Genomic DNA, 23,218 nt, shown 5'->3' on the forward strand with positions numbered 1-23,218 from the left:
TGGGCCTGTTTGTGTCAGACGGTCAGCGCGCGGCGCCTGTCCGGCGTCATCGCCTCGTCAACAAGTGCCGCGACGGCTTCGTCGAGCCCCATCGACACCTGGTCGCGCGAGCCAAGGCGGCGGACATTGACGGTTGCCTCTTCCGCCTCGCGCTTGCCGCAAACGAGAATGACCGGAACCTTGGCCAGCGAGTGCTCGCGGACCTTGTAGTTGATCTTCTCGTTGCGCAGGTCGACGTCGGCCGACAGGCCGGCAGCCTTGAGCTTGGCCGCGACCGAGCGCGCGTAGTCGTCGGCATCCGACGTGATTGTCGTCACCACCACCTGCTGCGGCGCGAACCACAGCGGGAAATGGCCCGAATAGTTCTCGATCAGGATGCCGAGGAAACGCTCCATCGACCCGCAGATGGCGCGATGGATCATGACCGGCTGCTTCTTCTCGGAGTCCGAGCCGATGTAGAAGGCGCCGAACCGTTCCGGCAGGTTGAAGTCGACCTGGGTCGTACCGCACTGCCATTCGCGGCCGATGGCGTCCTTCAGCACATATTCGAACTTGGGGCCGTAGAAAGCGCCCTCGCCCGGATTGATCGACGTCTTGATCTTGCCGCCCGACTGCGCCTCGATGGTCTTGAGCACGTTGCTCATGATCTCCTCGGCATGGTCCCACGCCTCGTCGGAGCCGACGCGCTTGTCCGGCCGCGTCGACAGCTTGACGCTGATCTCGGCAAAACCGAAGTCGCCATAGGTCGACAGGATCAGGTCGTTGATGCGCAGGCATTCGGCAGAGAGCTGCTCTTCGGTGCAGAAGATGTGCGCGTCGTCCTGGGTAAAGCCGCGCACGCGCATCAGCCCGTGGAGCGCGCCCGACGGCTCGTAGCGATGAACGTTGCCGAATTCGGCGAGCTTGACCGGCAGGTCGCGATAGGACTTCAGGCCGTGCTTGAAGATCTGCACGTGGCCCGGGCAGTTCATCGGCTTCAGCGCAAAGACGCGATCGTCATCGGTGTCGTCGCCGGCAACGGTCACCTTGAACATCGCGTCGCGATACCAGCCCCAGTGACCAGAAGTCTCCCACAGGCTCTTGTCGAGCACCTGCGGCGCGTTGACTTCCTGGTAGCCCTGCTGATCGAGGCGACGGCGCATGTAGCTGACGAGGTTCTGGAACATCTTCCAGCCCTTGGCATGCCAGAACACGACACCCGGTCCCTCTTCCTGGAAATGGAACAGGTCCATCTCGCGGCCGAGACGGCGGTGGTCGCGCTTCTCCGCTTCTTCCAGCATATGGAGATACTGGTCGAGCTGCGCCTGGTCAGCCCAGGCCGTGCCGTAGATACGCGTCAGCATCGGGTTGTTGGAATCGCCACGCCAATAGGCACCGGCGACCTTCATCAGCTTGAAGGCGCTGCCGATCTGGCCGGTCGAAGCCATGTGCGGGCCACGGCACAAGTCAAACCAGTCGCCTTGGGCGTAGATGTTGAGGTTCTGGTCCTCGGGGATCGCGTCGATCAGCTCGAGCTTGTAAGCCTCGCCCTTATCGCGGAACACCTGCTTGGCCTTGTCGCGCGACCAGACCTGCTTGGTGAACGGCTTGTTGCGGCCGATGATCTCGCGCATCTTCTTTTCGATCGCCGGGAAATCCTCGGGCGTGAAAGGCTCGTTGCGCGCGAAGTCGTAATAAAAGCCGTTGTCGATGACAGGACCGATGGTCACCTGGGTACCCGGCCACAATTCCTGCACGGCCTCCGCCAGCACGTGGGCGGTGTCGTGGCGGATCAGCTCGAGCGCGCGCGGGTCGTCGCGGGTGACGATCTCGACCTTGCCGGACTTGCCGAGCGGGTCGGAGAGGTCGCGCACGGTGCCGTCGACGGCATAGGCGACCGCCTTCTTGGCCAGCGACTTCGAGATCGACTCGGCCAAACCAGCACCGGTCAGCGCCGCGTCATATTCGCGGACGGAACCATCGGGAAATGTCAGGGAAACGGAATTCGACAAAGCTCTTCTCCTATCCAGTCCCGCAAACGAGCGCGGGTGGTTAAAAACCGAATGCGTCCGGCAGCGAGGGTCTTTTAGGGGTAGTTTTCGGGCTCGTAAAGCCAAACAGCGGCGCTTCGAGCGCCGCTGTTGTCATTTTCAGAGGAGTGTCGAGTCTAGTTGGTCGGCTTCATCAGCCCCGGCAGATCGGCGAGGAAGTTGGTGCGCACCTCTGGCCCCAGCAGCACCGGGCTCTTGCCCTCATTGACGAACAGACGGGCGAAAACGATCTTTCGGCCGTCCTTTTCGGCCCAGCCGACGAACCAGCCGAACGGCCTGTTGCGATTTTGGGCGCCAGCCTTGTTGGTCAGCCAACCGGTGCCGGTCTTGCCCTGGACCTTCCAGTCGCCGGCGTCGAATGCCGGCAGGATCGCGCCGGTCATCTCATATGCCTTGGCGGAAAGCGGCAGCTTGTGGTCGAGAATGCGCTTGATGAATGCGGCCTGCTCATCGGGTGAGATCTGCAGCGACGAGCTCAGCCAGGAATGGGTCAAGCCGTCCTTCTTGCCCGGATTGCCTGTTATGTCGCCGTTGCCGTAGGTGAAGTTTTCGACATAGCCGGCAAAACGCTCGTTGCCGAGCTTGCGGGTGATCTGCTGCGAATACCACACGACCGAATCCTTCTCCCAGATCGTCGGGTCGACGGGCCTGTGGTCGCGCTTGATCGCGTTGAACTCGGGCTTGTAGTCCCAGCGCGGCGTATGTGCGTCAGCGAGGATGCCGGCATCATAGCCCATCAGGGCAAGCGGCACCTTGAACGTCGACGCCGGGCTGACGCGCCGGTCGCAGGTGCCGTCGCGGCGCAGCGTGGCGCCGCTCTGGGCATCGACGATCAGCATGCATTCAAACACCGGCTTGAGCGCCGGATCATTGGCAGCCGCTTGCGCCTGGGCAAAGGGCGCTGCGGCGAGGAAAGAAAAGACGGCGAAACTCGAAGATCGACGAAATGAAGCAAGCACTGTCGTGACATCCTCTGTCGGTTGGCGCCAAAGGACTATGGACGGCAATTGTCTCGAATATGGCTCAACTTGGACAGAGCTCACTTAGCCTGATCAAACGGTAAACCGGAAAATATGGGCGTTAACTGATATGCGCCGCGTCCGCCCTATTGCCCCGATGCCCGGCGTCCGATCAGCCAATAGCGCCACGGCACAAACCAGGCATAGGGCGCGCCAAGGCTCTCCGGCACGCGGTCTATGCCATGGGTGCCCCACGGGCCGCAGCGCAGGACGCGAAACAGTCCCATCCAGCCACCGGCCCACAAGCCATGGCGCGCGATCGCCTCATGGGCATATTCCGAACAGGTCGGCATGTGCCGGCACGAATTGCCGATGAAGCCCGAAAGCGTCAGCTGGTAGAGCCGGACCAGCGACGTGCCAAGCAGCCGGCCCGGCGTCTTGCGCCATGGCCCGGCCCAGTTGCGGCCGCGCGCGGCTATGCCGTGTGGATGGTCGTGTCCGTGGTCCATCATCTCCGCCGGATCGGAATCTATTCGCTATAGATGTCCATTCCGCCATGCAGACGCAATGTTCGGCATCTACCACCTCGCCGCTGCGGCGCCGTGTCACGCATGCCAGCCAAGCTTCGCCCTGCGGTGGGGGCACCGCCGTTGCGGAGCGTCGAGTTGAAGCCGGTCGGCGTCGCAGCACTTTGTTCTCTGGGTGGCATAGTCGCCCTGGAAGGTCGCGATGCGGAACATCTCTGCGTAAGCGTTGAACAGCGTTGGCATGGTCTTGCCTCCTTGGATGCGAGGATTAGACCGCCTCTAGCCGTGCTGTTCAAACGAGTATAACGTCCAGCTTGGATAACTTGAGATTATGCGAATGAACCGCGGGCGGCTTCCGCTGACGGCATTGAGAAGTTTCGAGGCGGCCGGGCGGCACCTGAGTTTCAGCCGCGCGGCCGACGAGCTGTTTGTCACCCAGGCCGCCATCAGCCGTCAGATACGCGAGCTGGAAAGCTTCCTGCGCCAGCCGCTGTTCGTGCGCTATCACCGTCGTGTCGAGTTGACCGAGCCGGGCCAGAAGCTGCTGCAGCAACTGGTCAAGAGCTTCGACGACATCGACCGCCGACTTTCGGAGCTGGCGACAAGGCCCTCCCTTTCAGTGGTCAGTGTCAGCGCCGAACCCGCGCTCGCCGCCAGCTGGCTTCTGCCGAGGCTCAACAAGTTTCGCGAGATGCGCCCCGACATCGAGATCGCGCTCGATGTCGACCCGCGCCTGATCGACTTCCGCAGCGACCAGGCCGAGCTCGCCTTGCGATTCAGCGCCCACAACAGTTCGTGGCCACGCAGCGAGTCGGAACTTTTGGGGATGGTTGTCGATTCGCCGATCCTGTCGCCGGCGCTGCTGGCCTCCGGCCCACCCCTGAAATCCCCCGCCGATTTGCGCCGCTACACGCTGCTGCACGAAGAAAACCGCCAGGGCTGGGCACGCTGGTTCGAGGCTGCGGGTGCCGACGAAGCTCCGGTTCCGGAGCGCGGGCCATTGTTGGCGGATGCTGCGTTGTCGAAGCAGGCGGCGATGCTCGGCCATGGTGTCGCCCTTGGCGACCTGCTGCTGGTCTATGAGGAACTTCAGGCAGGTACGCTGGTCAAGCCGTTCGAGACCAACGTCGTGTGCGGCGGCTACTGGCTGGTGGCAAAGAGCCTGGCCAAGCTGTCCGAGCCGGCACAGTGCTTCGCCGAGTGGATCAAGGCCGAATTCGCCGAGAGCCTTGATATTCTGGACAACTGCCTGGCTGCAGCCTACCTGCGCTCGATCTGACCAATGGCGTCGACCACAGCATCGAAGGTCAGCATCGTTGAGGCATGCCGCGCCTTGTAGTCGCGCACCGGCTCCAGATACTTCAGGTCGCCGAATCGGCCCTCGGGCGGCGTTCCACCTTCCTTGAGCATGCGCAGCATGGTTTCACGCACCTGGCGCAACTCATCGGCGCTGGCGCCAACGACATGCTCGGCCATGATCGACGAAGACGCCTGGCCCAGCGCGCAGGCTTTCACCTCATGGGCGAAGTCGGTGACGATGCCGTCCTTCATTGCCAGGTCGATGGTGACAGTCGATCCGCACAGCTTTGAATGCGCCGTCGCCGTCGCATCGGGGTGATCAAGCCGGCCGAGCCGGCCGATATTGCCGGCGAAACCGAGAATTTTCGTGTTGTAGATGTCGTCGATCAACTTTTTTCACTCTGAGTGCGTGCGATGAGCAACTCTTGTCGCTGACGCATCTTCCAATCGTCGTCTTCACCCATATATAATGGTGGCGCTCGCCTCCCGACAAGGAGCTGAAAAGGCATCGGGATTAGAGCACGATAAGCAGCTTTGGGTACGGCACTCGTTCCGGTGGTCCCTAAAGTGGCTGTGTCCGTTCAACTCGTCCCTGCTCTGACAGGGACTACTGGAGACGCCTGATATGGATGCCGTTGCGAAGAAGCTGATGCCGCAATCAGCCTATATGGATAAGCCTGCAACCGACCGCCCGACCGAGGCGGAGGTTGAAGCCGCTGTGAAGGTGCTCCTGCGCTGGACCGGCGACGACCCGCAGCGCGAAGGCCTGATTGACACGCCCAAGCGCGTGACCAAGGCTTTCCGCGAGATGTTCAATGGCTACGACATGTGCCCGGCCGACGAGCTTGGCCGCACGTTCGAGGAAGTCGCCGGCTACGACGACCTGGTCATCGTTCGCGACATCAAGTTCCATTCGCATTGCGAGCACCATATGGTGCCGATCATCGGCAAGGCTCATGTCGGCTATCTGCCGGATGGCAAGGTTGTCGGACTTTCCAAGATCGCCCGCGTCGTCGACATCTTCGCCCACCGCCTGCAGACGCAGGAAGCGATGACTGCGCAGATTGCCGGTGTCATCCAGGACGTGCTAAATCCGCGCGGCGTCGCCGTGATGATCGAGGCCGAGCACATGTGCATGGCCATGCGCGGCATTCGCAAGCAGGGTTCGACGACCCTGACCTCCACCTTCACCGGCGTTTTCCGGGACACTCCCGAAGAACAAGTCCGGTTCGTTACCATGGTGCGAGCCGGCGGCGGCGGGATCTGATCCCGCTTCGCCGGAGCCCCGATTTAGGACCCCGGCGATGACCTTGCAGTTTCCCAAAGCTTCCAACGACAAGCGCGCACTCGAAGAGGGCGCGCTGTTCTCGCCGCGTTTCGACGTCAACGGCCTTGTCACCGCCGTGGTGACCGACGCCGCCGACGGCATGCTGCTGATGGTCGCGCACATGAATGCCGAAGCCTTGGCCCTGACCATCGAGACCGGCATTGCCCACTACTGGTCACGCTCGCGCAACGCGCTTTGGAAGAAGGGCGAGACCTCGGGCAATCTCCAGCACGTCCAGGAGATCCGCACCGATTGCGACCAGGATGCTGTGTGGCTGCGTGTAAAAGTTACCGGCCACGACGCAACCTGTCACACCGGCAGGCGTTCCTGTTTCTATCGGACGGTGGGGCAAAAAGACGGTGTCGCGACGCTCAGTGCAGACGGCAGCGCTCCCCTGTTCGATGCCGACGAGACCTACCGCAAGAAAACGTGAACCGGCTACCTGTTCCAGAACACAGAGATTCACGATTTTAATACGGGTCGGGAGTAGTCTGTAGTTGGGAACAGGGAGTGTGTGATGCTTGAATGGGCGTCATTCTATGCGCGCCAGAACGTCCGGGAAGCCAACGGCTTTTCTTCCGGCACGAGTTCGAACGTTCCCGAAACAGCAAAACAGAACGGAATTTCACTGGCGCTGGGTGGCGGCGCTGCGCGCGGCTGGGCCCATATCGGCGTGCTGCGCGCGCTCGACGAAGCTGGAATCCGCATCAACATGATCGCCGGTACGTCGATCGGTGCCCTCGTCGGTGGCTGCTATCTCGCCGGGAAGCTCGACCAGCTCGAGGAATTCGCCCGCAGCCTCACCAAGCGCCGCATCTTCGGCCTGTTCGACTTCAAGCTCGGCGGCAGCGGCCTGTTCGGCGGCATGAAGCTCGATTCGCGCATGCAGCAGCACATGGGCAGCGTCACCTTCGAGGATTTGCCGAAACCCTTCGTCTGCGTGGCGACCGAGATCCGCACCGGCCACGAAATCTGGCTGTCGAGCGGTTCGCTGATCAAGGCGATGCGGGCATCCTACGCCCTGCCCGGTGTTTTCGAGCCGGTCACTTGCAACGGCCGCGTGCTCGTCGACGGCGCGCTCGTCAATCCAGTGCCGGTTTCGGTCTGCCGCGCCAACGAGCAGCCGCTGGTGGTGGCGGTCAACCTGCATTACGACCTGTTCGGCCGCGCGGCAGTCATCAAGCACAGCGCGGGCGAACTGGTGGTCGAGCGTCCGGCGGCACCCGGAGAGAACTCCGCCCAAAGCGAGCGCGAGGCGCGGCTCGGCATCACCGGCGTGATGGTCGAGGCGTTCAACATCATCCAGGACCGCATTTCCCGCGCACGCCTCGCCGGCGATCCGCCCGATCTGTCGATCCAGCCCAAGCTCGGGCTCATCGGCCTGTCCGAGTTCCACCGCGCCGACGAGGCTATCCGCCTCGGCTATGAAGCGACCAAGGCGCAGATGGAAGAAATCCTGAGGCTTCAGGCGGTTCTCGGTTAAGGCCAGTTCGCGATCAGGGACCGGCAAGCGACGCGTCGACGATCCTGAACTGGGCCGTGCGGCTGCCATTCCAGTGATTGACCGAAATCGAGCCGGCGACGTGGATCGCACGGTCGCGGTTCCTGAACAGGAAGTCGCCGAGCGGTGTCTCCGCGGCCCTGAACGCCATCGCCTGCACCTTGCCGCCGCTTTCCGAACGCAGGTCGATGCGGATATGCGCCGTACCGACCAGCCGTGCATCGGCGATGCGGTGCCTTGGCAAAACGAAAACGGGCGGGACATGCCCTGCCCCGAACGGTCCGGCTTTTTCGAGCGCGTCGACGAGGTTCAGCGTCGCGCCTTCCGCGGCCAGCGCGCCGTCGATCTTCAGGCTTTCCTCGTCCTGCAGCCGGAACACATCGGCAGCCGCGCGCTGCTCGAAGAAGGCGCGCAATTCGCCCAACTTGGCACGCTCGACCGTGATGCCGGCTGCCATGGCGTGGCCACCGCCCTTGACCAGCAGCCCGGCGTCGACCGCTTCACGCACCAGACGGCCAAGGTCGAACCCTGAAACCGAGCGGCCCGAGCCTGTGCCAACGCCATTCGGGTTGAAGGCAATCGCGAAGGCCGGGCGGCGGGCATGATCCTTGAGCCGCGAGGCCAGCAGGCCGACGATGCCGGGATGCCAGGTGGTGCTCGCGGTGACCAGCACGGCCGGCCCCGGCCCGGCGCCGATCTCGGCATCGGCCTCGGCGCGCGCCTCAGCCAGCATCTCCGTTTCCATCGCCTGCCGCTCCTGGTTCAGGCGATCAAGCGTCTCGGCGATCGTTCCGGCTTCAACCGGATCGTCGGTGGCGAGCAGCTTGCTGCCCAAGGCGGCATCGCCGATACGCCCGCCGGCATTGATGCGCGGCCCGAGCAGGAACGACAGATGGAAGGTGTTGAGCGGCTCGCCGATGCGGGCGACGCGGGCAAGTGCCGTCAGCCCGACATTGTTCTGCTGGCGCATGGCCTGCAGCCCCTTGACGACGAAGGCCCTGTTCACGCCGGTCAGCGGTACGACGTCGGCGACTGTCGCGAGCGCTGTGAGGTCGAGCAGCTTCAGCAGATCGGGGCGCGGTGCATCTGGCAGCCGCTCGCGCAGCACCTTGGCCGTCTGCACCAGCGCCAGGAAGGTCACGCCGGCAGCGCAGAGATGGCCCTGGCCGGAGAGATCGTCGTCCCGGTTCGGATTGACCACGGCAATGGCATTGGGCAGCGGTCCGCCGACCTGGTGATGGTCGAGCACCACGACGTCGGCGCCAGCCTCGTTGGCGGCGTCGATGGAGGCAGCGCTGTTGGTACCGCAGTCGACGGTGACGATCAGGCTGGCGCCGCGCCCGATCAACTCACGCATCGCGTCGGGGTTCGGGCCGTAACCTTCGAAGATGCGGTCGGGGATGTAGATTTCCGACTCGACGCCGAAATGGGTGAGAAAGCGCGCCATCAGCGCCGATGAGCAGGCGCCGTCGACGTCATAGTCGCCGAAGATCGCAACCCTTTCCCTGCGCAACACGGCATCGGCAAGGCGCGAGGCCGCCTTGTCCATGTCGGTCAGCGAAGCCGGATCGGGCAGCAGGTCGCGGATGGTGGGGTCGAGGAAACGCTCGGTGTCCTCGGGCAGAACGCCGCGCCCGGCAAGCACACGGGCGACGATGTCCGGCACGCCATGCCCCTGGGCAATGGCGAGCGCCAGCATGTCCTGGCGTTCGGTCAGGCGATGTTCCCAGGAAACACCGGTGGCCGAACGCCTTACGCCGAGAAAATTACGCTTTTCAGTCGCCATTCAGTTGAGGTCCACCCGCTGCGGATCGACCATAGGCGACCGGAACAGGCGCGTAATCAGAATTTTTCCAGATCCTGGTGACGCGCCTTGATCTCGCGCACCGTCTTGGACGACGAGCGCAGCACGATCGTGTGGGTGGTGATCGAGTCACGGCCGAACTTGACGCCGGCGAGCATGTTGCCGTCGGTGACGCCGGTGGCAGCGAACAGCACGTCGCCGCGCGCCATTTCCTCGACGCGGTAGACCTTCTTGGGATCGGTGATGCCCATGGTGGCGGCGCGCGCGACCTTCTCTGGGGTGTCGAGCATCAGGCGGCCCAGCATCTGGCCACCGGTGCAGCGCAGCGCTGCGGCAGCCAGCACGCCCTCGGGCGCACCGCCGGTGCCGAGATAGATGTCGATGCCGGTTTCCTCGGGATCGGTGGTGTGGATCACACCGGCAACGTCGCCGTCGCCGATCAGGCGGATGGCAGCACCGGTCTCGCGCACGGCTTCGATCAGCTTGGAGTGGCGCGGACGGTCAAGGATGCAGGCGGTGATTTCTTCAACCGGCACGCCCTTGGCCTTTGCGACACTGGCGATGTTGTCGGCCGGCGATGCGTCGATGTCGATGACACCCTCGGGATAGCCCGGGCCGACGGCGATCTTGTCCATGTAGACGTCGGGCGCAAACAGCAGGCTGCCCTTTTCGGCGATGGCGATGACCGCGAGCGCGTTGGGCAGGTTCTTGGCGCAGATGGTGGTGCCTTCGAGCGGGTCGAGCGCGATGTCGACGTCAGGGCCGCCGGAGCCGACTTCCTCGCCGATATAGAGCATCGGGGCTTCGTCGCGTTCGCCTTCGCCGATGACGACGGTGCCGTTGATGGCGAGGCGGTTCAGTTCCTGGCGCATCGCGTCGACCGCGACCTGGTCAGCGGCCTTCTCGTCGCCGCGTCCGCGCAGCCTGGCTGCAGCCACGGCCGCCCGTTCGGTGACGCGCACGAGTTCCATGGTGAGAATCCGGTCGAGGCCGGCTACAACGCTTTTCGCCATAATACTGGGTCCTGAAGTCGATGAGTTCGGAGCGCCCAAACCGGGCCGGCTCTTATTGTCAAACCCGCATGACAACGGCAAGACCTGTTGCCCGCTTTATCGAAAGCGAAACAATATCAATCGATTGAAAGGTAATGGCGCTTGACTGCCTGGTTGGGGGCACATTTGCGCCCCCTTGCCACGACGCCTGCTTAGCCGGCGCGCTCGATGCGGATGACCTGCGGCTTGTCGGTCAGGTGACCGTCCTTGGTCACGCCGTCGACGGCCTTGCGCACGGCAGCTTCCGTCGTCTCGTGGGTCACCAGGATGACGGTCTTCTGGGCGATGCCGCCTTCGGTGCCATTGGCGTGCTGGACGATCGATTCCAGCGAAATGTCGTTGTCGGCCATGCGCTTGGCGATCGCCGCAAAGACGCCGATACGATCATGCACGGTCAGGCGGATGAAGTAGCCGCCGGCGTGGCTGCGCATCTGCGCTTTCTTGTAGGGCTTCAGTTCCTTGGCCGGGCGGCCGAACACCGGGCCATGCTGGAAGCCGGGGCGGCTCTTGGCGATGTCGGCGATGTCGCCGACGACGGCCGAGGCAGTGGCGTTGCCGCCGGCGCCTGGGCCGGACAGCAGCAGCTCGCCCAAGATGTCGGTCTCGATCGCCACCGCATTGGTGACGCCGTGAACCTGGGCGATGACCGAAGCCGTCGGCACCATCGTCGGGTGCACGCGCTGCTCGATGCCGCTTTCGGTGCGCTGGGCAACGCCAAGCAGCTTGATGCGATAGCCGAGCTCAGCCGCGGCGCGAATGTCTGCCTGGGTGATGTTGGAGATGCCTTCGAGATAGATGTCGTCGGCAGCGATCTTCGAGCCAAATGCCAGGCTGGTCAGGATGGCGAGCTTGTGGGCCGTATCGTTGCCCTCGATGTCGAAGGTCGGGTCGGCTTCCGCGTACCCCAGGCGCTGGGCGTCGGCGAGGCAGGCCTCGAAGGTCAGGCCTTCGGCTTCCATGCGCGTCAGGATGTAGTTGCAGGTGCCGTTGAGGATGCCGAACACGCGGGTAACGCTGTTGCCGGCCATCGCCTCGCGCATTGTCTTGATGACCGGGATGCCGCCGGCAACTGCCGCTTCGTAGTTGAGCAGCACGCCCTTCTTCTCGGCAACCTCGGCCAGCGCCACGCCATGCTTGGCGAGCAGTGCCTTGTTGGCGGTCACGACATGGCGGCCGGCGTCGAGAGCGGCACGCACGCAGGCGCGGGCTGCACCCTCGTCACCACCGATCAGCTCGATGAAGACGTCAATATCGGCTTTCTCGGCCAGTTCGATCGGATCGTCGAACCACTGGGCGCCGCTCAGATCGACGCCGCGGTCACGCGTGCGGTCGCGGGCGGAAACGGCTGTGACGACGATCTCGCGGCCGCACTGCCGGGTGAGCTCGGCGCCCTTGTCGCGCAGCACGCGCGCCACCGAAGCACCGACCGTGCCGAGACCGGCAATTCCAACACGCAATGCTTCAGCCATGGTCGACGGCGCCTCTTACTTCAGTCGTTCTGGGAATGTGGCCGTGGCGCCGCTCAGCGATGGGCTGCGAGCGGAACCACGTTGTTGGGATGTTTGGCGGTGGTTTGCAGGAAGCGCTTGATGCTTCGTGCAGCCTGGCGGATGCGGTGCTCGTTTTCGACCAGCGCGAGACGCACATAGTCGTCGCCGTGCTCGCCGAAACCGACGCCCGGTGCGACAGCCACGTCGGCATGCTCGATCAGCAGCTTGGAGAATTCGAGCGAACCAAGATGCTTGAACGGCTCCGGGATCGGCGCCCAGGCAAACATCGTCGCGGCCGGCGCCGGAATTTCCCAACCCGCACGGGTGAACGAGTCGACCATCACGTCGCGGCGCTTGTGGTAGACCTCGCGCACTTCGGCGATATCGGTGCCGTCGCCATTGAGCGCGGCGGTCGCGGCCACCTGGATCGGCGTGAACGCGCCGTAATCGAGGTACGACTTCACGCGCGTCAAGGCGGCGATCAGGCGCTCGTTGCCGACGGCAAAACCCATGCGCCAGCCCGGCATCGAGAACGTCTTCGACATCGAGGTGAATTCGACGGTGACGTCGATCGCGCCCGGCACCTGCAGCACCGAAGGCGGCGGGTTGCCGTCGAAATAGATCTCCGAATAGGCAAGGTCCGACAGGATGATGATGTCGTGCTTCTTCGCGAAGGCGACGACGTCCTTGTAGAAGTCGAGCGAAGCGACGAAGGCCGTCGGATTCGACGGATAGTTGAGGATCAGCGCCAGCGGCTTGGGGATCGAGTGGCGAACGCCACGCTCGAGCGCCGGGATAAAGCCGTCATCCGGTTTGGCCTGCAGCGAGCGAATGACGCCGCCCGACATGATGAAGCCGAAGGCGTGGATCGGATAGGTCGGATCCGGGCACAGCACCACGTCGCCAGGCGCGGTGATCGCCTGCGCCATGTTGGCGAAGCCTTCCTTCGAGCCCAGGGTGGCTACGACCTGGGTATCGGGATTGAGCTTCACGCCAAAGCGGCGGGCATAATAATTGGCCTGGGCGCGGCGCAGGCCGGGGATGCCGCGCGAAGACGAGTAGCGATGGGTGCGCGGATCACGCACCACTTCGCACAGCTTGTCGACGATGGCGGTCGGCGTCGGCAGGTCCGGATTGCCCATGCCAAGATCGATGATGTCGGCGCCGCGCGAACGGGCGGAGGCCTTCAGCCGGTTGACCTGCTCGAAGACATAGGGCGGAAGGCGGCGGACCTTGTGAAATTCTTCCATGTCAGTTCCAGGTAAACGGGGGCTCGGCGATGCGTGCGCGATATACACTCAATTGCAGGCGGGGTCGATAGTCTCGCACTTGCCTTCGATGGCCTTGAGCGTGTCGTCGCCGTGCTTTCTGGCAAGCGTCGTCATCGCCGCCGAATTGCCGCCGCCAGCACCGGCCTTGGCGCCCTGGCGCTGTCTGGCTGCCTGGAGCTGGGCCAGCTTCGCGGCCTTCTGGTCCTCGGTGAACTGGGCGGCCGCCACCTCAGGCGCGATGTTGAGATTGGGATAGGTGCCGGTGTCCTGCGCGCCGCGTCCGGTTACCAAGGCAGCGCTGCTGTCGGCGCTGGTCGTGCTGGTGCAGCCGCTGGCGGCAATTGCCAATGCCAGCACGCCCGCGGACAACATCACGCGGGAGCAGAAAAAAACATTCCGACCAACACTATATGTCATAAAGTTTCCCCGACAGGCGCGGTAGAGCGCGTTGGACCCGGTAAGACGTCACATGATACTATGTCAACAATGGGCGCTTTGGGAGGACCAGCAAGAACCATGGCGAAGGTAGACGATTCGGACAAGCCGAGTGGCGATTCCCCCTCCTCCGTCGAGCAATACCTCGTCAAAGATCCGGAACGTTTTGCGCTCAACATGGCCCGCATGATCGAGCAGGCCGGCAAGGCAGCCTCCGCCTGGGCCGAACCGCGCGAGAAGGGCGAGTTGCGCGACACCGTCGCCGAGCCGATGGCCGACATGGTCAAGACCTTCTCCAAGCTCAGCGAATACTGGCTGTCCGACCCGCAACGCGCGCTGGAAGCACAGACGCGATTGTTCTCCGGCTATCTCGATGTGTGGAGCAAGTCGATCCAGCGCATGGGCGGCGACGAGGTCGACGACGCCGTCAAGCCGGAACGCGGCGACAAACGCTTCCTCGACCCGGAATGGGGCCGCAACGCCTTCTTCGATTTCCTCAAGCAGGCCTATCTGGTGACCGCACGCTGGGCCGGCGATCTCGTCGATCATGCCGACGGCCTCGACGAGCACACCCGCCACAAAGCCGGCTTCTACGTCAAGCAGGTCGCCAACGCGATCTCGCCGTCCAATTTCATCCTGACCAACCCGGAACTGTTTCGCGAAACTGTCGCCAGCAACGGCGAAAACCTCGTGCGCGGCATGAAGATGTTCGCCGAGGACATTTCAGCCGGCAAGGGCGACCTCAAGCTCCGGCAGGCCGACTACAGCGGCTTCGAGATTGGCAAGAACATCGCCACCACGCCCGGCAAGGTCGTCGGCCGCAGCGACGTCGCCGAAATCATCCAGTACACGCCGACCACCGACAAGGTGCTGAAAAGGCCGCTGCTGATCTGTCCGCCTTGGATCAACAAGTTCTACATCCTCGACCTGAACCCTCAAAAGTCCTTCATCCGCTGGGCGGTCGAGCAGGGTCATACTGTCTTTGTCATCTCCTGGATCAATCCCGACCAGCGCCACGGCCTGAAGGATTGGGAAGCCTATATCCGCGAGGGCCTGCAATACGGGCTCGACACCGTCGAGCAGGCAACGGGCGAACGCGAGGTCAACGCGATCGGCTATTGCGTCGGCGGCACGCTGTTGGCAGCAGCACTGGCGCTGCTGGCGCAGGAGAGTGACCACCGCATCCAGTCGGTCACCTTCTTCACCACGCAGGTCGATTTCACCTATGCCGGCGACCTCAAGGTGTTCGTCGACGAGGATCAGATCCGGGCACTTGAAGGGGCGATGAAGGACAAGGGCTACCTCGACGGCACCAAGATGGCGACGGCTTTCAACATGCTGCGCTCGGGCGACCTGATCTGGCCCTATGTCATCAACAACTACATGCGCGGCAAGGAGCCGACGCCGTTCGACCTGCTCTACTGGAATGCCGATTCGACGCGCATGGCAGCGGCTAATCACTCCTTCTACCTGCGCAACTGCTACCTCGAGAACAATCTGTCGCAAGGCAGGATGGACCTCGCTGGCCGGACCATCTCGCTCGCCGACGTCACCATCCCGGTCTACAACCTCGCGGCGCGCGAAGACCACATCGCCCCTGCCCGCTCCGTCTTCCTCGGCTGCCAATATTTCGGTGGTGATGTCGACTATGTCGTCGGCGGCTCCGGACACATCGCCGGCGTGGTCAATCCGCCCGCCGCCGGCAAGTACCAGTTCTGGTCAGGGGGCAAGCCATCAGGCGATTTTGACGAATGGCTCAAGGGCGCCGTCGAGACGCCAGGCTCGTGGTGGCCGCACTGGCAGCGCTGGATCGAGGCCAAGGACGATACCCGCGTTGCGGCACGCAAGCCTGGCATAAGCGGACGGGTGATAGAGGATGCACCCGGCAGCTATGTGAAGGTACGCGTGTAACCAGCTGTCACAGGCAGTGAATTGACGCCCTTTACCAAGAGGGCGAAAACATGGCGCCTATCATGATCTCGCCTTAATTGGCGCCTAGCCCGCTAGCCGGGGGATCATTGCCGCAAGTTTGAGTGCCGCTTCTTGTTCAGAAGCGTGGTTGCGTACACGTTTTCAATCGCCAAGCGTAATCGTTGGCCTGCAGTGCATGAGAGGGGATCCGGTTTGACGTCAGGACGACTGCGATTCGCAGACCGGCGCTGCGGCGTTGCGCTGACCGTGCTGGTTTCGCTGTTGAGCGTGTCCTGCTCCTCGACGGGTGAGCCCAATTTCGACCTGACAACCCCCGCGGCCAACGCCGCAACGACCACCGAAACCGCCACTGCCCAATCCGCGACCGCCGCCGGCGCCCCCGCAGTTGCCCAGGCAACGATGAGCCCGGCAGGCGACACCGCCCTTCCCGACCAGGTCGGTTATGTTCCTCTGGTCAAGCCAGGCAGCGAAAACGCGGCGGAAGTTGCCATCGCCAGTGCCGAACAGGCGCAGCAGCCCGCAACGGCAGCCGCAACCGAGCAGCCGAAGGCCGAAGCCACCCAGACCGCGGACGCGCAGACAACCAAACAGCCTGCGCAGCAGGACACCGGCTTCATATTGACCAACGGTCCGGCAGCCGAACCCGAAGCGCCTAAGAAGAAGGGGCTGTTCGCCTCGCTGTTCGGCTCCTCATCCGCCAAGGCGGCACCCGCGCCCGCGGAACAGAAGGCAAAGCCGCTGATTGCGATGGGCGACGACGCCTCCGACGCCAAGCCGAAAGCCCCCGAGGAAAAAGCCAAGCCGATCATCACGCTGGCCTCGGCGAAAGCCGAAGCGAAACCAGTGGAACTTGCGTCGCTGGGCGGCTCGTCAGGCGGAGATTCGAACTGGGCGCTGCCTGGCGTGCGCACCACCGACCTGTTCGAGATCAAGCGCAAGTCGGGCCTCAACGACGACAGCGACGTCGACCTGCACGAGGACGAGGATCCCGGCCTGGAGCTGGCTTCCGCTGCCGGCATGGCGCGACTCGCCCCCAACGGCCTGCTCAAGCAGACCGAAAGCGTCGATGTCGCCTGCCTGAAGCCGTCGCTGGTGCGCATCCTCAAGGCGGCCGAGCAGCACTACGGCAAGAAGATGGTCGTCACCTCGGGTTACCGCAACCCGGAACGCAACCGTCGCGCCCGCGGCGCCAAGAATTCGCAGCACATGTATTGCGCGGCAGCCGACATCCAGATTCCCGGCGTCGGCAAGTGGGAACTGGCGACTTATCTGCGCGCCATGCCGGGCCGCGGCGGCGTCGGCACCTACTGCCACACCAACTCCGTCCACATCGATGTCGGCCCGGAACGCGACTGGAACTGGCGTTGCGGCCGTCGCCGTGGATAAGTCGAAAAAATTTCGCGACGCAGCAAAAAGACGGGTTGCCTGTCGCGAACAAGCCAACTATACACCGCCTCACCTGAGCGCGCCCATCGTCTAGCGGTTAGGACACCGCCCTTTCACGGCGGTAACAGGGGTTCGATTCCCCTTGGGCGTACCAGGTTTTCCAATCAATTTGCGACAAACCAAAGCCATCACATGGCCCGTCTGAGACGGACCTTTGCCTAGGTCATTTGGCAATCGACTGAAATCAGACGCCACCTCAAGTGTCAGCGTATTACCTCGCCGCTTTCTCCAATTATCGAAGCGCCGTAGCGCATATCGAGCACATATTTGAATGCATCTCGGCCAGATGCCGTTTTCGTGCCCGTCATTAGCGCCACTGACTTCGCAGACCTGTGCACTGCAGGTTGCGGAGGCACGCTGCCACTATATCCGGCGACGAGGTGACTGGCGATTGATTGAGGTCGACGGATCTGCCGGAGCAGGGAATGGCGACGTCAGAGCCAAGCAATTGAAAGATCAGAGAACAATTTCATCGCGTGGCGCGCACCCACAGAACTGTAATATTTCGGCAACTCTACTAAGCGAATTCTAGGAAACGGAAATATGACGTATGGACTTCTCGTTCACATGCTACTTTCTGTTCGGCGATGGAATCGGAGAACTGTCGTGAAGAATTTTTTGCTAACAAGCGTGTTCTTGGTCGGCCTGTCAGGCATTGCTTCGGCGGCCGATGCGGTCGTGCTTGAGCCGAGCCCCGAAATCTTGCCGGCAGGGTTTGTCTGGACTGGCGGATATGTCGGCCTTCAGGCGGGTTATGGCTGGGGTGATGGCGAGCTGCTGGCTGACGTGGCTGCAGCGCCTGCAGATATCGATGGCTGGTTGGGTGGTGTCTATGCCGGATACAATCACCAGCTGGCCAACAATATCGTCGTGGGCATCGACGCCGATATTGCATGGTCAGGCGTCGATGGGATCGGCCAGGTAATACTCCTTGGCTTTCCGGTTCCAGGTGGCGGGATCGACTACGAGCTGAACTGGACTGGCGCTGTGCGTGCTAAGCTCGGATATGCCGTGGATCGATTCCTGCCCTACATCGCCGGCGGCGTGGCCTTTGCCGGAGCCGACGCAACGCTTCTCGGCAATGGGACGCCATTTCAGGAATTCAGCGACACCCTCGTTGGATGGACGGTTGGTGTCGGCGTGGAATATGCCATCACCGACAAGCTTCTTGCCCGGGCCGAGTACAGATACACGGACTATGGTGATCTCGACTTCAGCGGCCTTGGCAGCACCACCGGCAGCTTTGGGTTCAAGACCAACGATGTCAGGGTCGGTCTGGCATACAAATTCTAATTGACTCGCTTTGCGGTCTTCATGCGCCCCGGCTTAGGCCGGGGTTTTTGTTTGCACCTGACAACAACCGCTAATCTCGCCCGGAGAGTTGCAGTTGGGAAATTTGGCGGCGATCCGCCCCGTTTCGCCCCCCCCCGGGGGCCTCCAACCAGTAGGCTGGCGCTGGTCCCTGAGCTACGCCCCGTCACCTTTGCCGAGCGGCCATACTAGCCAAGAAAGTGCTGCGGTGCTTGCCACGACAATTCCGGTGCGGCTCTGCCCAAGACGCCGACGATAGACAATGCGACACCGCAGCTCGACAACGTCGCGTCGCCTGCCGGGCATTAGCGGCACCTTTGAGGGTACAGCATCAATGAAACCGATTCTTCTGGTAGCGACTGTACTCGTCGCGATCTCTACCGCAGCGACTGCCGCGGACACCGTGGTGATCGATGAGGGCGCGGCAGCATACAACTGGTCGGGCGTTTATGTCGGCGCTGCCGCCGGCTTCAACAAGCTGTCGCTTCAGGACCTGAACTTCGACGATGAACGGTACTCTGACGGCGGTTTCGCGGGCGCGATTTATGCTGGCTACAACCATCAAATGGGTAATCTCGTTCTTGGTGTCGAAGCAGACCTGAAATACTCGTCTGCCGAAGTGCCTGAGGATCCGGCCGTCATTACCTATGATTCGAAGTGGGGAGCTTCGCTTCGTGCTCGCGCCGGTTACTCCGTTGGCAACATCATGCCTTACTTGACTGGCGGACTTGCTGTCGCCAGCTTTGAAGGTGACCACAGCGACGACGGCACGAATCTCGCCAAAAAAACTGTCACCGGCTATGCGGTCGGTGGTGGCATCGAATGGGCCGCCACGCAAAATCTCCTCGTCCGCGCCGAGTACATCTATTCAGACTTTGGCACCAACGGGTTCGCATTCGCGCCCGGCGAAGTCGCAGCTGACATGCATCACGTGGATCTTCGCACGCATGATTTGCGCGTAGGTGTCGCCTACAAGTTCTGATGCCCACTGCCAAACGGCATGCGCCGGTTTGCCAGGCATGTCCGGCGAACCGCCAGACATAGGACGACGAAAACCGACTAGGGCTGCCCGCAGAGACGTCTCGACGGCAGCCCAGCCGGTGGTGCTCGGCACCGTCAGCGCGCCAGATGCTCGAACAGCCGCGCCACGGCTTCGGCGCCGGGGTCGATGTGGCCTTCGAGCTGCTTGGCATTGATGTAGGCGGCGCGGCCGGCTTTGGCGCGGGTGAGAGTCGCGGTGAAATTGGCGCCCTTGCGGGCCGCATTGGCGGCGGCGGCGAGGCTTTCGTCGAGCGCCACGAGCGCGGGGGAAAGGGCGTCGACCATCGTTCGGTCGCCGATCTTGGCGCCGCCGATTTCCTGCATGCGCGCGAGCCCTGCCCGCAGCGCCTCACGCATCGGCAGGCCGCTCGCAGCACCATCACCAGCGGCGGCGAAGAAGATGGCGAGCAGGACGCCGGACGAGCCGCCCATCGTCTGGCTCAGCTCCTGGCCGATGGCGCGCAAAAGCTGCGTGTGATCGGACAGCGGCAGGCGGTCGATGGCGCTTATCAACGCACGGGCGGCACCCGCCAACGTCGAGCCGGTGTCGCCATCGCCCGACTTGGCGTCGAGCGCATTGAGGTCCTGCTCGGCTGCGATCAGCACGTTGCAGCAGTTGATGAGGAAGGCGCGCGTCGCCGCATGGTTCGACGGCATCGGCGTGATCGGCGTCAGGCCGTCGGGCATGGGCGCAACCGTAATCGGCCGAACCCGCGAGACGCCCGGCCAGGCCGGGATCGCGACAGGCGTCTTGAGAAGCTCCAGTTCGGCCGTATCGGCCGGAAAGACCGAGATGGAAAAACCCTGCATGTCGAGCGAGGTCATCAGCGGCGAAGGCCCGATGGCATGGCTGATCCTTTCGCCGATGGCCGACTGCAGGAGATCACGGGCGAGAACGGACATTTCGAGCACCGAAGTGCCGCCGAGATTGTTGACGAGAGCGACATGCTGCCCCTCGCCCATCACGGCAGCCAGCCGCTCGACCATGGTGGCAACGGAGGCGCGTGCGCCGGCAAAGTCGATCTGCTCGACGCCGGCTTCGCCGTGGATGCCCAAGCCGAGCTCGGCCTTGCCGAGGGGAATGCGGTCCTCCTTGGGCGAGCCCGGCACGCTGCAGGTGTCGAGCGACATGCCGATCGAGCGAGTGCCCGCGATGACGTGTTTTGCCGCCGCCGTCACCGCGTCCAGGTCGGCACCCCGTTCGGCGAGCGCGCCCGCGATCTTGTGCACGAACAGCGTGCCGGCGACGCCACGTGCCTGCGGCAAATCGGGCAAGGCAATGTCGTCACCGACGATCACCATCGAGACGTTGAGCCCGAAGGCACGCGCCCGTTCGGCGGCAAGGCCGAAATTCAAGCGGTCGCCGGTGTAGTTCTTGACGACCAGCAGGCAGCCGGCCGGCCCTGTGACCGCCAGGATGCCTGCGAGCACAGCGTCAACGCTGGGCGAGGCAAAGACGTCGCCGCAGACCGCCGCCGTCAGCATGCCCTTGCCGACAAAGCCGACATGCGCCGGTTCGTGGCCGGAGCCGCCGCCCGAGACGATCGCCACTTTCGACTTGTCCCAGTCACTGCGCAGCACGACGCGGATATGCGGATAGCCGTCGAGGCGGGTCAGCGCGCCGCCCGACAGCGCCAGCACACCGTCGATGGCCTCGGTGACGACGTCTTCGCGCCGGTTGATGAATTGCGCCATGGATTCTGCTCCCTAAGCTAAACGCATGCCTGCCGCATCGAAATAGAGCGGCCGCGACGGTTGGATCCGGATGGTTTCGCCGCCCCTGAGCGACGTGTGGGCGTCGGTGACGGTGACGAGGTCGTGCCGCTTCAGGGTGAGGTGCAGGCGCGTCTGGTCGCCGAGATGCTCGACACGCTTGACCAGCGCCTCCTGCCCCTCGCCCTGCACGATGTGCTCGGGCCGCAGGCCGATGCTCTTGGCGCCTGAAGGTGCGCCGGCGAAGAGATCGGCCGGCAGCACGTTGATGCGTGGCTGGCCGAGCCGGGTCGCGGCATAAACGCTGACGGGCTGTTCATAGACTTCACGCGGCGCACCGAACTGCACGAGCCTGCCTTCGTTCAACACGCCGACATGGGTTGCCATCGTCATCGCCTCGATCTGGTCGTGGGTGACATAGAGCAGCGTCGCCCCCAGTTTCGCCTGGATACGCTTCAACTCGATGCGCAGGTCGGCGCGAAGCTTGGCGTCGAGCGAGCTCAGCGGCTCGTCCATGAGGAATATCTGCGGGTTGCGCACCAGCGCGCGGCCGATGGAGACGCGCTGCATCTCGCCGCCCGACAGTGCGGTTGCCTTGTTGTCGAGCTTGTGGGCGATCTGCAGGACCTCGGCGACCTCCTTCACAGTCCGGTCGATCAGGTCGCGCGGCGTCCTGAGCAGCGGTGATTTCAGCGGAAACTCGAGGTTTTGCCGCACCGTCAGGTGCGGGTAGAGCGAATACTGCTGGAACACCATCGCCACATTGCGCTCGGCCGGCGACAGCCCCTTCATCGGCCGGCCGCCGATATAGACCTCGCCGCTGTCGGGCTTGTCCAGGCCCGAGACCATGCGCAACGTCGTCGTCTTGCCAGCACCCGTCGGGCCAAGCAGAACGACGAAGGAACCGTCGGGTATCGTCAGCGACACATTGTCGAGCGCGGCCACACCACCAAAGGTCTTCGTCACGTTTTCGAGGACAATCTCAGCCATGTCCCAGCACTCCGTCATTGGCATCCGACCGCAGGGCCTTGCCGGTTTCGGCGTCGAACACCGACAGCGTCCTCGGGTCGAATTCGAGACCGACAAGCTCGTCCTCGCGAACCAGTTGGTCCGATGGAATACGCGCCTTGAGGTCGCCGTGGCTCGAGCGCAGCGTCACGATCTGGGTGGTGCCGAGATATTCGACCGCGCTGACCCGCCCCCGGTAGGCCGACTCGGTGACGAACCTGACATGTTCGGGCCGCACGCCCAGCGTCAGCTTTCCGGCCCGGCCCTCGCGCGCCGCCGGCACTTCGATCTTCGCCTCGCCGAGATCGACCGACTTGCCACCGATGCCGATCATGCCTTCGAAGTCGAGGAAGTTCATCGATGGCGAGCCAATGAACTGGGCGACGAACTTGGTCGCCGGCCAGTCGTAGATCTGCTGCGGCTTGCCGAACTGCTCGACGACGCCATGGTTCATGACAACGATCTTGTCGCCCATCTGCATGGCCTCCAACTGGTCATGCGTGACATAGACTGTGGTTGCGCCCATGCGGTCGTGCAGCGCGCGCAGCTCCTCGGCCATGTGCTCGCGGAACTCGGCATCGAGTGCGCCGAGCGGCTCGTCCATGAAGAAGGCCTTGGGACGACGCACGATGGCCCGGCCTAGTGCTACGCGCTGGCGGTCGCCGCCCGACAACCCGCCCACCGGCCTGTCCAAGATGTTCTCGATCTTGAGGATGCGGGCAACCTCCTGGACACGCGTCTTCACCTCGTCGCGCTTCATGCCCTGGCTGACCAGCGGATAGGAGATGTTCTTGCGCACGTTCATATGGGGGTAGAGCGCAAACATCTGGAACACGAAGGCGATGTCGCGCTTGCTGGCCGGCTTCATGCCGACCTCCTCGCCATCGATGAAGATCTCGCCCGAGGTCGGCAGCTCGAGCCCTGCCATCATCCTGAGCGTCGTTGTCTTGCCGCAGCCGGAAGGTCCGAGCAGCATGAAGAACTCGCCGTCTTCGATGGTGAAGGTCGAGGAGCGGACGGCGGTGAAGGCGCCGAACTCCTTGCGCACATTCTGGATTCTGATCTGCGCCAC

At 63.4% G+C, this 23,218-nt stretch carries 21 protein-coding genes and 1 tRNA gene; 9 read left to right on the forward strand and 13 right to left on the reverse strand.

Annotation, left to right across the window (positions count from 1 at the left end; genetic code table 11):
• Positions 1-14: 14 nt before the first annotated feature.
• From thrS to ACSQ3E_RS13020, 4 genes are all read right to left on the reverse strand, one after another.
• Positions 15-1,991: a threonine--tRNA ligase gene (gene thrS / locus ACSQ3E_RS13005; RefSeq protein ID WP_436122999.1), complete on the reverse strand. Its 1,977-nt coding sequence runs from the start codon at positions 1,989-1,991 to the stop codon at positions 15-17.
• A gap of 155 nt (positions 1,992-2,146) precedes the next feature.
• A complete protein-coding gene (gene blaOXA / locus ACSQ3E_RS13010; protein WP_436123000.1) occupies positions 2,147-2,989 on the reverse strand; it encodes a class D beta-lactamase in 843 nt (280 codons plus the stop codon).
• A 146-nt stretch (positions 2,990-3,135) separates the two neighbouring features.
• Positions 3,136-3,498, reverse strand: coding sequence for a membrane protein insertion efficiency factor YidD (gene yidD / locus ACSQ3E_RS13015; RefSeq protein WP_436123001.1), 363 nt, complete (start codon positions 3,496-3,498; stop codon positions 3,136-3,138).
• A 96-nt stretch (positions 3,499-3,594) separates the two neighbouring features.
• On the reverse strand, positions 3,595-3,759 hold the full coding sequence (locus ACSQ3E_RS13020) for a hypothetical protein (protein ID WP_310328998.1): 165 nt from the start codon (positions 3,757-3,759) through the stop codon (positions 3,595-3,597).
• A gap of 94 nt (positions 3,760-3,853) precedes the next feature.
• Between ACSQ3E_RS13020 and ACSQ3E_RS13025 the strand changes: the two genes are divergently transcribed.
• The gene (locus ACSQ3E_RS13025) at positions 3,854-4,795 is read left to right on the forward strand and encodes a LysR substrate-binding domain-containing protein (protein ID WP_436123002.1); all 942 of its coding nucleotides are present in this window, start codon (positions 3,854-3,856) and stop codon (positions 4,793-4,795) included.
• Here ACSQ3E_RS13025 and ACSQ3E_RS13030 read toward each other — a convergent pair.
• Positions 4,777-5,205, reverse strand: coding sequence for an iron-sulfur cluster assembly scaffold protein (locus ACSQ3E_RS13030; protein ID WP_310329004.1), 429 nt, complete (start codon positions 5,203-5,205; stop codon positions 4,777-4,779). The two genes, ACSQ3E_RS13025 and ACSQ3E_RS13030, sit on opposite strands and share 19 nt — an antisense overlap.
• A 235-nt stretch (positions 5,206-5,440) precedes the next feature.
• On the opposite strand from ACSQ3E_RS13030, the gene folE reads away from it, so the two are divergent.
• The 3 genes from folE to ACSQ3E_RS13045 all read left to right on the forward strand — a co-directional run bounded on the left by folE (position 5,441) and on the right by ACSQ3E_RS13045 (position 7,625).
• On the forward strand, positions 5,441-6,082 hold the full coding sequence (folE, locus tag ACSQ3E_RS13035) for a GTP cyclohydrolase I FolE (protein ID WP_067961716.1): 642 nt from the start codon (positions 5,441-5,443) through the stop codon (positions 6,080-6,082).
• Positions 6,083-6,119: 37 nt separating this feature from the next.
• Entirely contained in the window at positions 6,120-6,575 is a 456-nt protein-coding gene (gene hisI, locus ACSQ3E_RS13040; protein WP_436123003.1) for a phosphoribosyl-AMP cyclohydrolase, read from the forward strand.
• Between the two features lie 84 nt (positions 6,576-6,659).
• The gene (locus ACSQ3E_RS13045) at positions 6,660-7,625 is read left to right on the forward strand and encodes a patatin family protein (protein ID WP_436123004.1); all 966 of its coding nucleotides are present in this window, start codon (positions 6,660-6,662) and stop codon (positions 7,623-7,625) included.
• A 13-nt stretch (positions 7,626-7,638) separates the two neighbouring features.
• Here ACSQ3E_RS13045 and recJ read toward each other — a convergent pair whose 3' ends face one another.
• The 5 genes from recJ to ACSQ3E_RS13070 all read right to left on the reverse strand — a co-directional run bounded on the left by recJ (position 7,639) and on the right by ACSQ3E_RS13070 (position 13,632).
• Positions 7,639-9,429 carry a single-stranded-DNA-specific exonuclease RecJ gene (gene recJ / locus ACSQ3E_RS13050; protein WP_436123005.1) on the reverse strand — a complete coding sequence of 597 codons (1,791 nt, stop codon included), beginning with the start codon at positions 9,427-9,429 and terminating at the stop codon, positions 7,639-7,641.
• A 56-nt stretch (positions 9,430-9,485) separates the two neighbouring features.
• A complete protein-coding gene (gene glpX, locus ACSQ3E_RS13055; RefSeq protein ID WP_067961708.1) occupies positions 9,486-10,460 on the reverse strand; it encodes a class II fructose-bisphosphatase in 975 nt (324 codons plus the stop codon).
• A 191-nt stretch (positions 10,461-10,651) separates the two neighbouring features.
• Entirely contained in the window at positions 10,652-11,968 is a 1,317-nt protein-coding gene (locus ACSQ3E_RS13060; RefSeq protein WP_115732194.1) for a homoserine dehydrogenase, read from the reverse strand.
• Between the two features lie 53 nt (positions 11,969-12,021).
• Entirely contained in the window at positions 12,022-13,239 is a 1,218-nt protein-coding gene (locus ACSQ3E_RS13065; RefSeq protein ID WP_436123006.1) for an LL-diaminopimelate aminotransferase, read from the reverse strand.
• Positions 13,240-13,287: 48 nt separating this feature from the next.
• Entirely contained in the window at positions 13,288-13,632 is a 345-nt protein-coding gene (locus ACSQ3E_RS13070) for a hypothetical protein (protein ID WP_436123356.1), read from the reverse strand.
• Between the two features lie 144 nt (positions 13,633-13,776).
• Between ACSQ3E_RS13070 and ACSQ3E_RS13075 the strand changes: the two genes are divergently transcribed.
• The 5 genes from ACSQ3E_RS13075 to ACSQ3E_RS13095 all read left to right on the forward strand — a co-directional run bounded on the left by ACSQ3E_RS13075 (position 13,777) and on the right by ACSQ3E_RS13095 (position 19,366).
• Positions 13,777-15,606: a PHA/PHB synthase family protein gene (locus ACSQ3E_RS13075; RefSeq protein ID WP_436123007.1), complete on the forward strand. Its 1,830-nt coding sequence runs from the start codon at positions 13,777-13,779 to the stop codon at positions 15,604-15,606.
• 213 nt (positions 15,607-15,819) lie between these two features.
• Positions 15,820-17,013: a YcbK family protein gene (locus ACSQ3E_RS13080; RefSeq protein ID WP_436123008.1), complete on the forward strand. Its 1,194-nt coding sequence runs from the start codon at positions 15,820-15,822 to the stop codon at positions 17,011-17,013.
• A 79-nt stretch (positions 17,014-17,092) separates the two neighbouring features.
• Positions 17,093-17,167 (forward strand) — tRNA-Glu (locus tag ACSQ3E_RS13085).
• 512 nt (positions 17,168-17,679) lie between these two features.
• Entirely contained in the window at positions 17,680-18,366 is a 687-nt protein-coding gene (locus tag ACSQ3E_RS13090; RefSeq protein WP_436123009.1) for an outer membrane protein, read from the forward strand.
• A gap of 352 nt (positions 18,367-18,718) precedes the next feature.
• Positions 18,719-19,366 carry an outer membrane protein gene (locus ACSQ3E_RS13095; protein WP_436123010.1) on the forward strand — a complete coding sequence of 216 codons (648 nt, stop codon included), beginning with the start codon at positions 18,719-18,721 and terminating at the stop codon, positions 19,364-19,366.
• Positions 19,367-19,500: 134 nt separating this feature from the next.
• Here ACSQ3E_RS13095 and ACSQ3E_RS13100 read toward each other — a convergent pair whose 3' ends face one another.
• The 3 genes from ACSQ3E_RS13100 to ACSQ3E_RS13110 are packed head-to-tail and all read right to left on the reverse strand — an operon-like array spanning position 19,501 to position 23,218.
• Positions 19,501-21,120: a dihydroxyacetone kinase subunit DhaK gene (locus tag ACSQ3E_RS13100; RefSeq protein ID WP_436123011.1), complete on the reverse strand. Its 1,620-nt coding sequence runs from the start codon at positions 21,118-21,120 to the stop codon at positions 19,501-19,503.
• Between the two features lie 12 nt (positions 21,121-21,132).
• Entirely contained in the window at positions 21,133-22,128 is a 996-nt protein-coding gene (locus ACSQ3E_RS13105) for an ABC transporter ATP-binding protein (protein WP_436123012.1), read from the reverse strand.
• Complete coding sequence (locus tag ACSQ3E_RS13110) at positions 22,121-23,218, reverse strand: ABC transporter ATP-binding protein (protein WP_436123013.1); 1,098 nt, start codon at positions 23,216-23,218, stop codon at positions 22,121-22,123. The genes ACSQ3E_RS13105 and ACSQ3E_RS13110 overlap by 8 nt, the downstream gene beginning before the upstream one ends.

This window comes from Aminobacter sp. LjRoot7 (assembly GCF_964252895.1).
Lineage (GTDB): Bacteria > Pseudomonadota > Alphaproteobacteria > Rhizobiales > Rhizobiaceae > Aminobacter > Aminobacter aminovorans_B.

What these genes read in the sequence shown, in the direction of transcription:
- yidD (WP_436123001.1), bottom strand. Translation starts at nt 3,498, where the DNA reads ATGGACCACGGACACGACCATCCACACGGCATAGCCGCGCGCGGCCGC.
- ACSQ3E_RS13020 (WP_310328998.1), bottom strand. Translation starts at nt 3,759, where the DNA reads ATGCCAACGCTGTTCAACGCTTACGCAGAGATGTTCCGCATCGCGACC.
- ACSQ3E_RS13025 (WP_436123002.1), top strand. Translation starts at nt 3,854, where the DNA reads ATGAACCGCGGGCGGCTTCCGCTGACGGCATTGAGAAGTTTCGAGGCG.
- folE (WP_067961716.1), top strand. Translation starts at nt 5,441, where the DNA reads ATGGATGCCGTTGCGAAGAAGCTGATGCCGCAATCAGCCTATATGGAT.
- hisI (WP_436123003.1), top strand. Translation starts at nt 6,120, where the DNA reads ATGACCTTGCAGTTTCCCAAAGCTTCCAACGACAAGCGCGCACTCGAA.
- ACSQ3E_RS13045 (WP_436123004.1), top strand. Translation starts at nt 6,660, where the DNA reads ATGCTTGAATGGGCGTCATTCTATGCGCGCCAGAACGTCCGGGAAGCC.
- recJ (WP_436123005.1), bottom strand. Translation starts at nt 9,429, where the DNA reads ATGGCGACTGAAAAGCGTAATTTTCTCGGCGTAAGGCGTTCGGCCACC.
- glpX (WP_067961708.1), bottom strand. Translation starts at nt 10,460, where the DNA reads ATGGCGAAAAGCGTTGTAGCCGGCCTCGACCGGATTCTCACCATGGAA.
- ACSQ3E_RS13060 (WP_115732194.1), bottom strand. Translation starts at nt 11,968, where the DNA reads ATGGCTGAAGCATTGCGTGTTGGAATTGCCGGTCTCGGCACGGTCGGT.
- ACSQ3E_RS13065 (WP_436123006.1), bottom strand. Translation starts at nt 13,239, where the DNA reads ATGGAAGAATTTCACAAGGTCCGCCGCCTTCCGCCCTATGTCTTCGAG.
- ACSQ3E_RS13070 (WP_436123356.1), bottom strand. Translation starts at nt 13,632, where the DNA reads ATGTTGTCCGCGGGCGTGCTGGCATTGGCAATTGCCGCCAGCGGCTGC.
- ACSQ3E_RS13075 (WP_436123007.1), top strand. Translation starts at nt 13,777, where the DNA reads ATGGCGAAGGTAGACGATTCGGACAAGCCGAGTGGCGATTCCCCCTCC.
- ACSQ3E_RS13095 (WP_436123010.1), top strand. Translation starts at nt 18,719, where the DNA reads ATGAAACCGATTCTTCTGGTAGCGACTGTACTCGTCGCGATCTCTACC.
- ACSQ3E_RS13100 (WP_436123011.1), bottom strand. Translation starts at nt 21,120, where the DNA reads ATGGCGCAATTCATCAACCGGCGCGAAGACGTCGTCACCGAGGCCATC.
- ACSQ3E_RS13105 (WP_436123012.1), bottom strand. Translation starts at nt 22,128, where the DNA reads ATGGCTGAGATTGTCCTCGAAAACGTGACGAAGACCTTTGGTGGTGTG.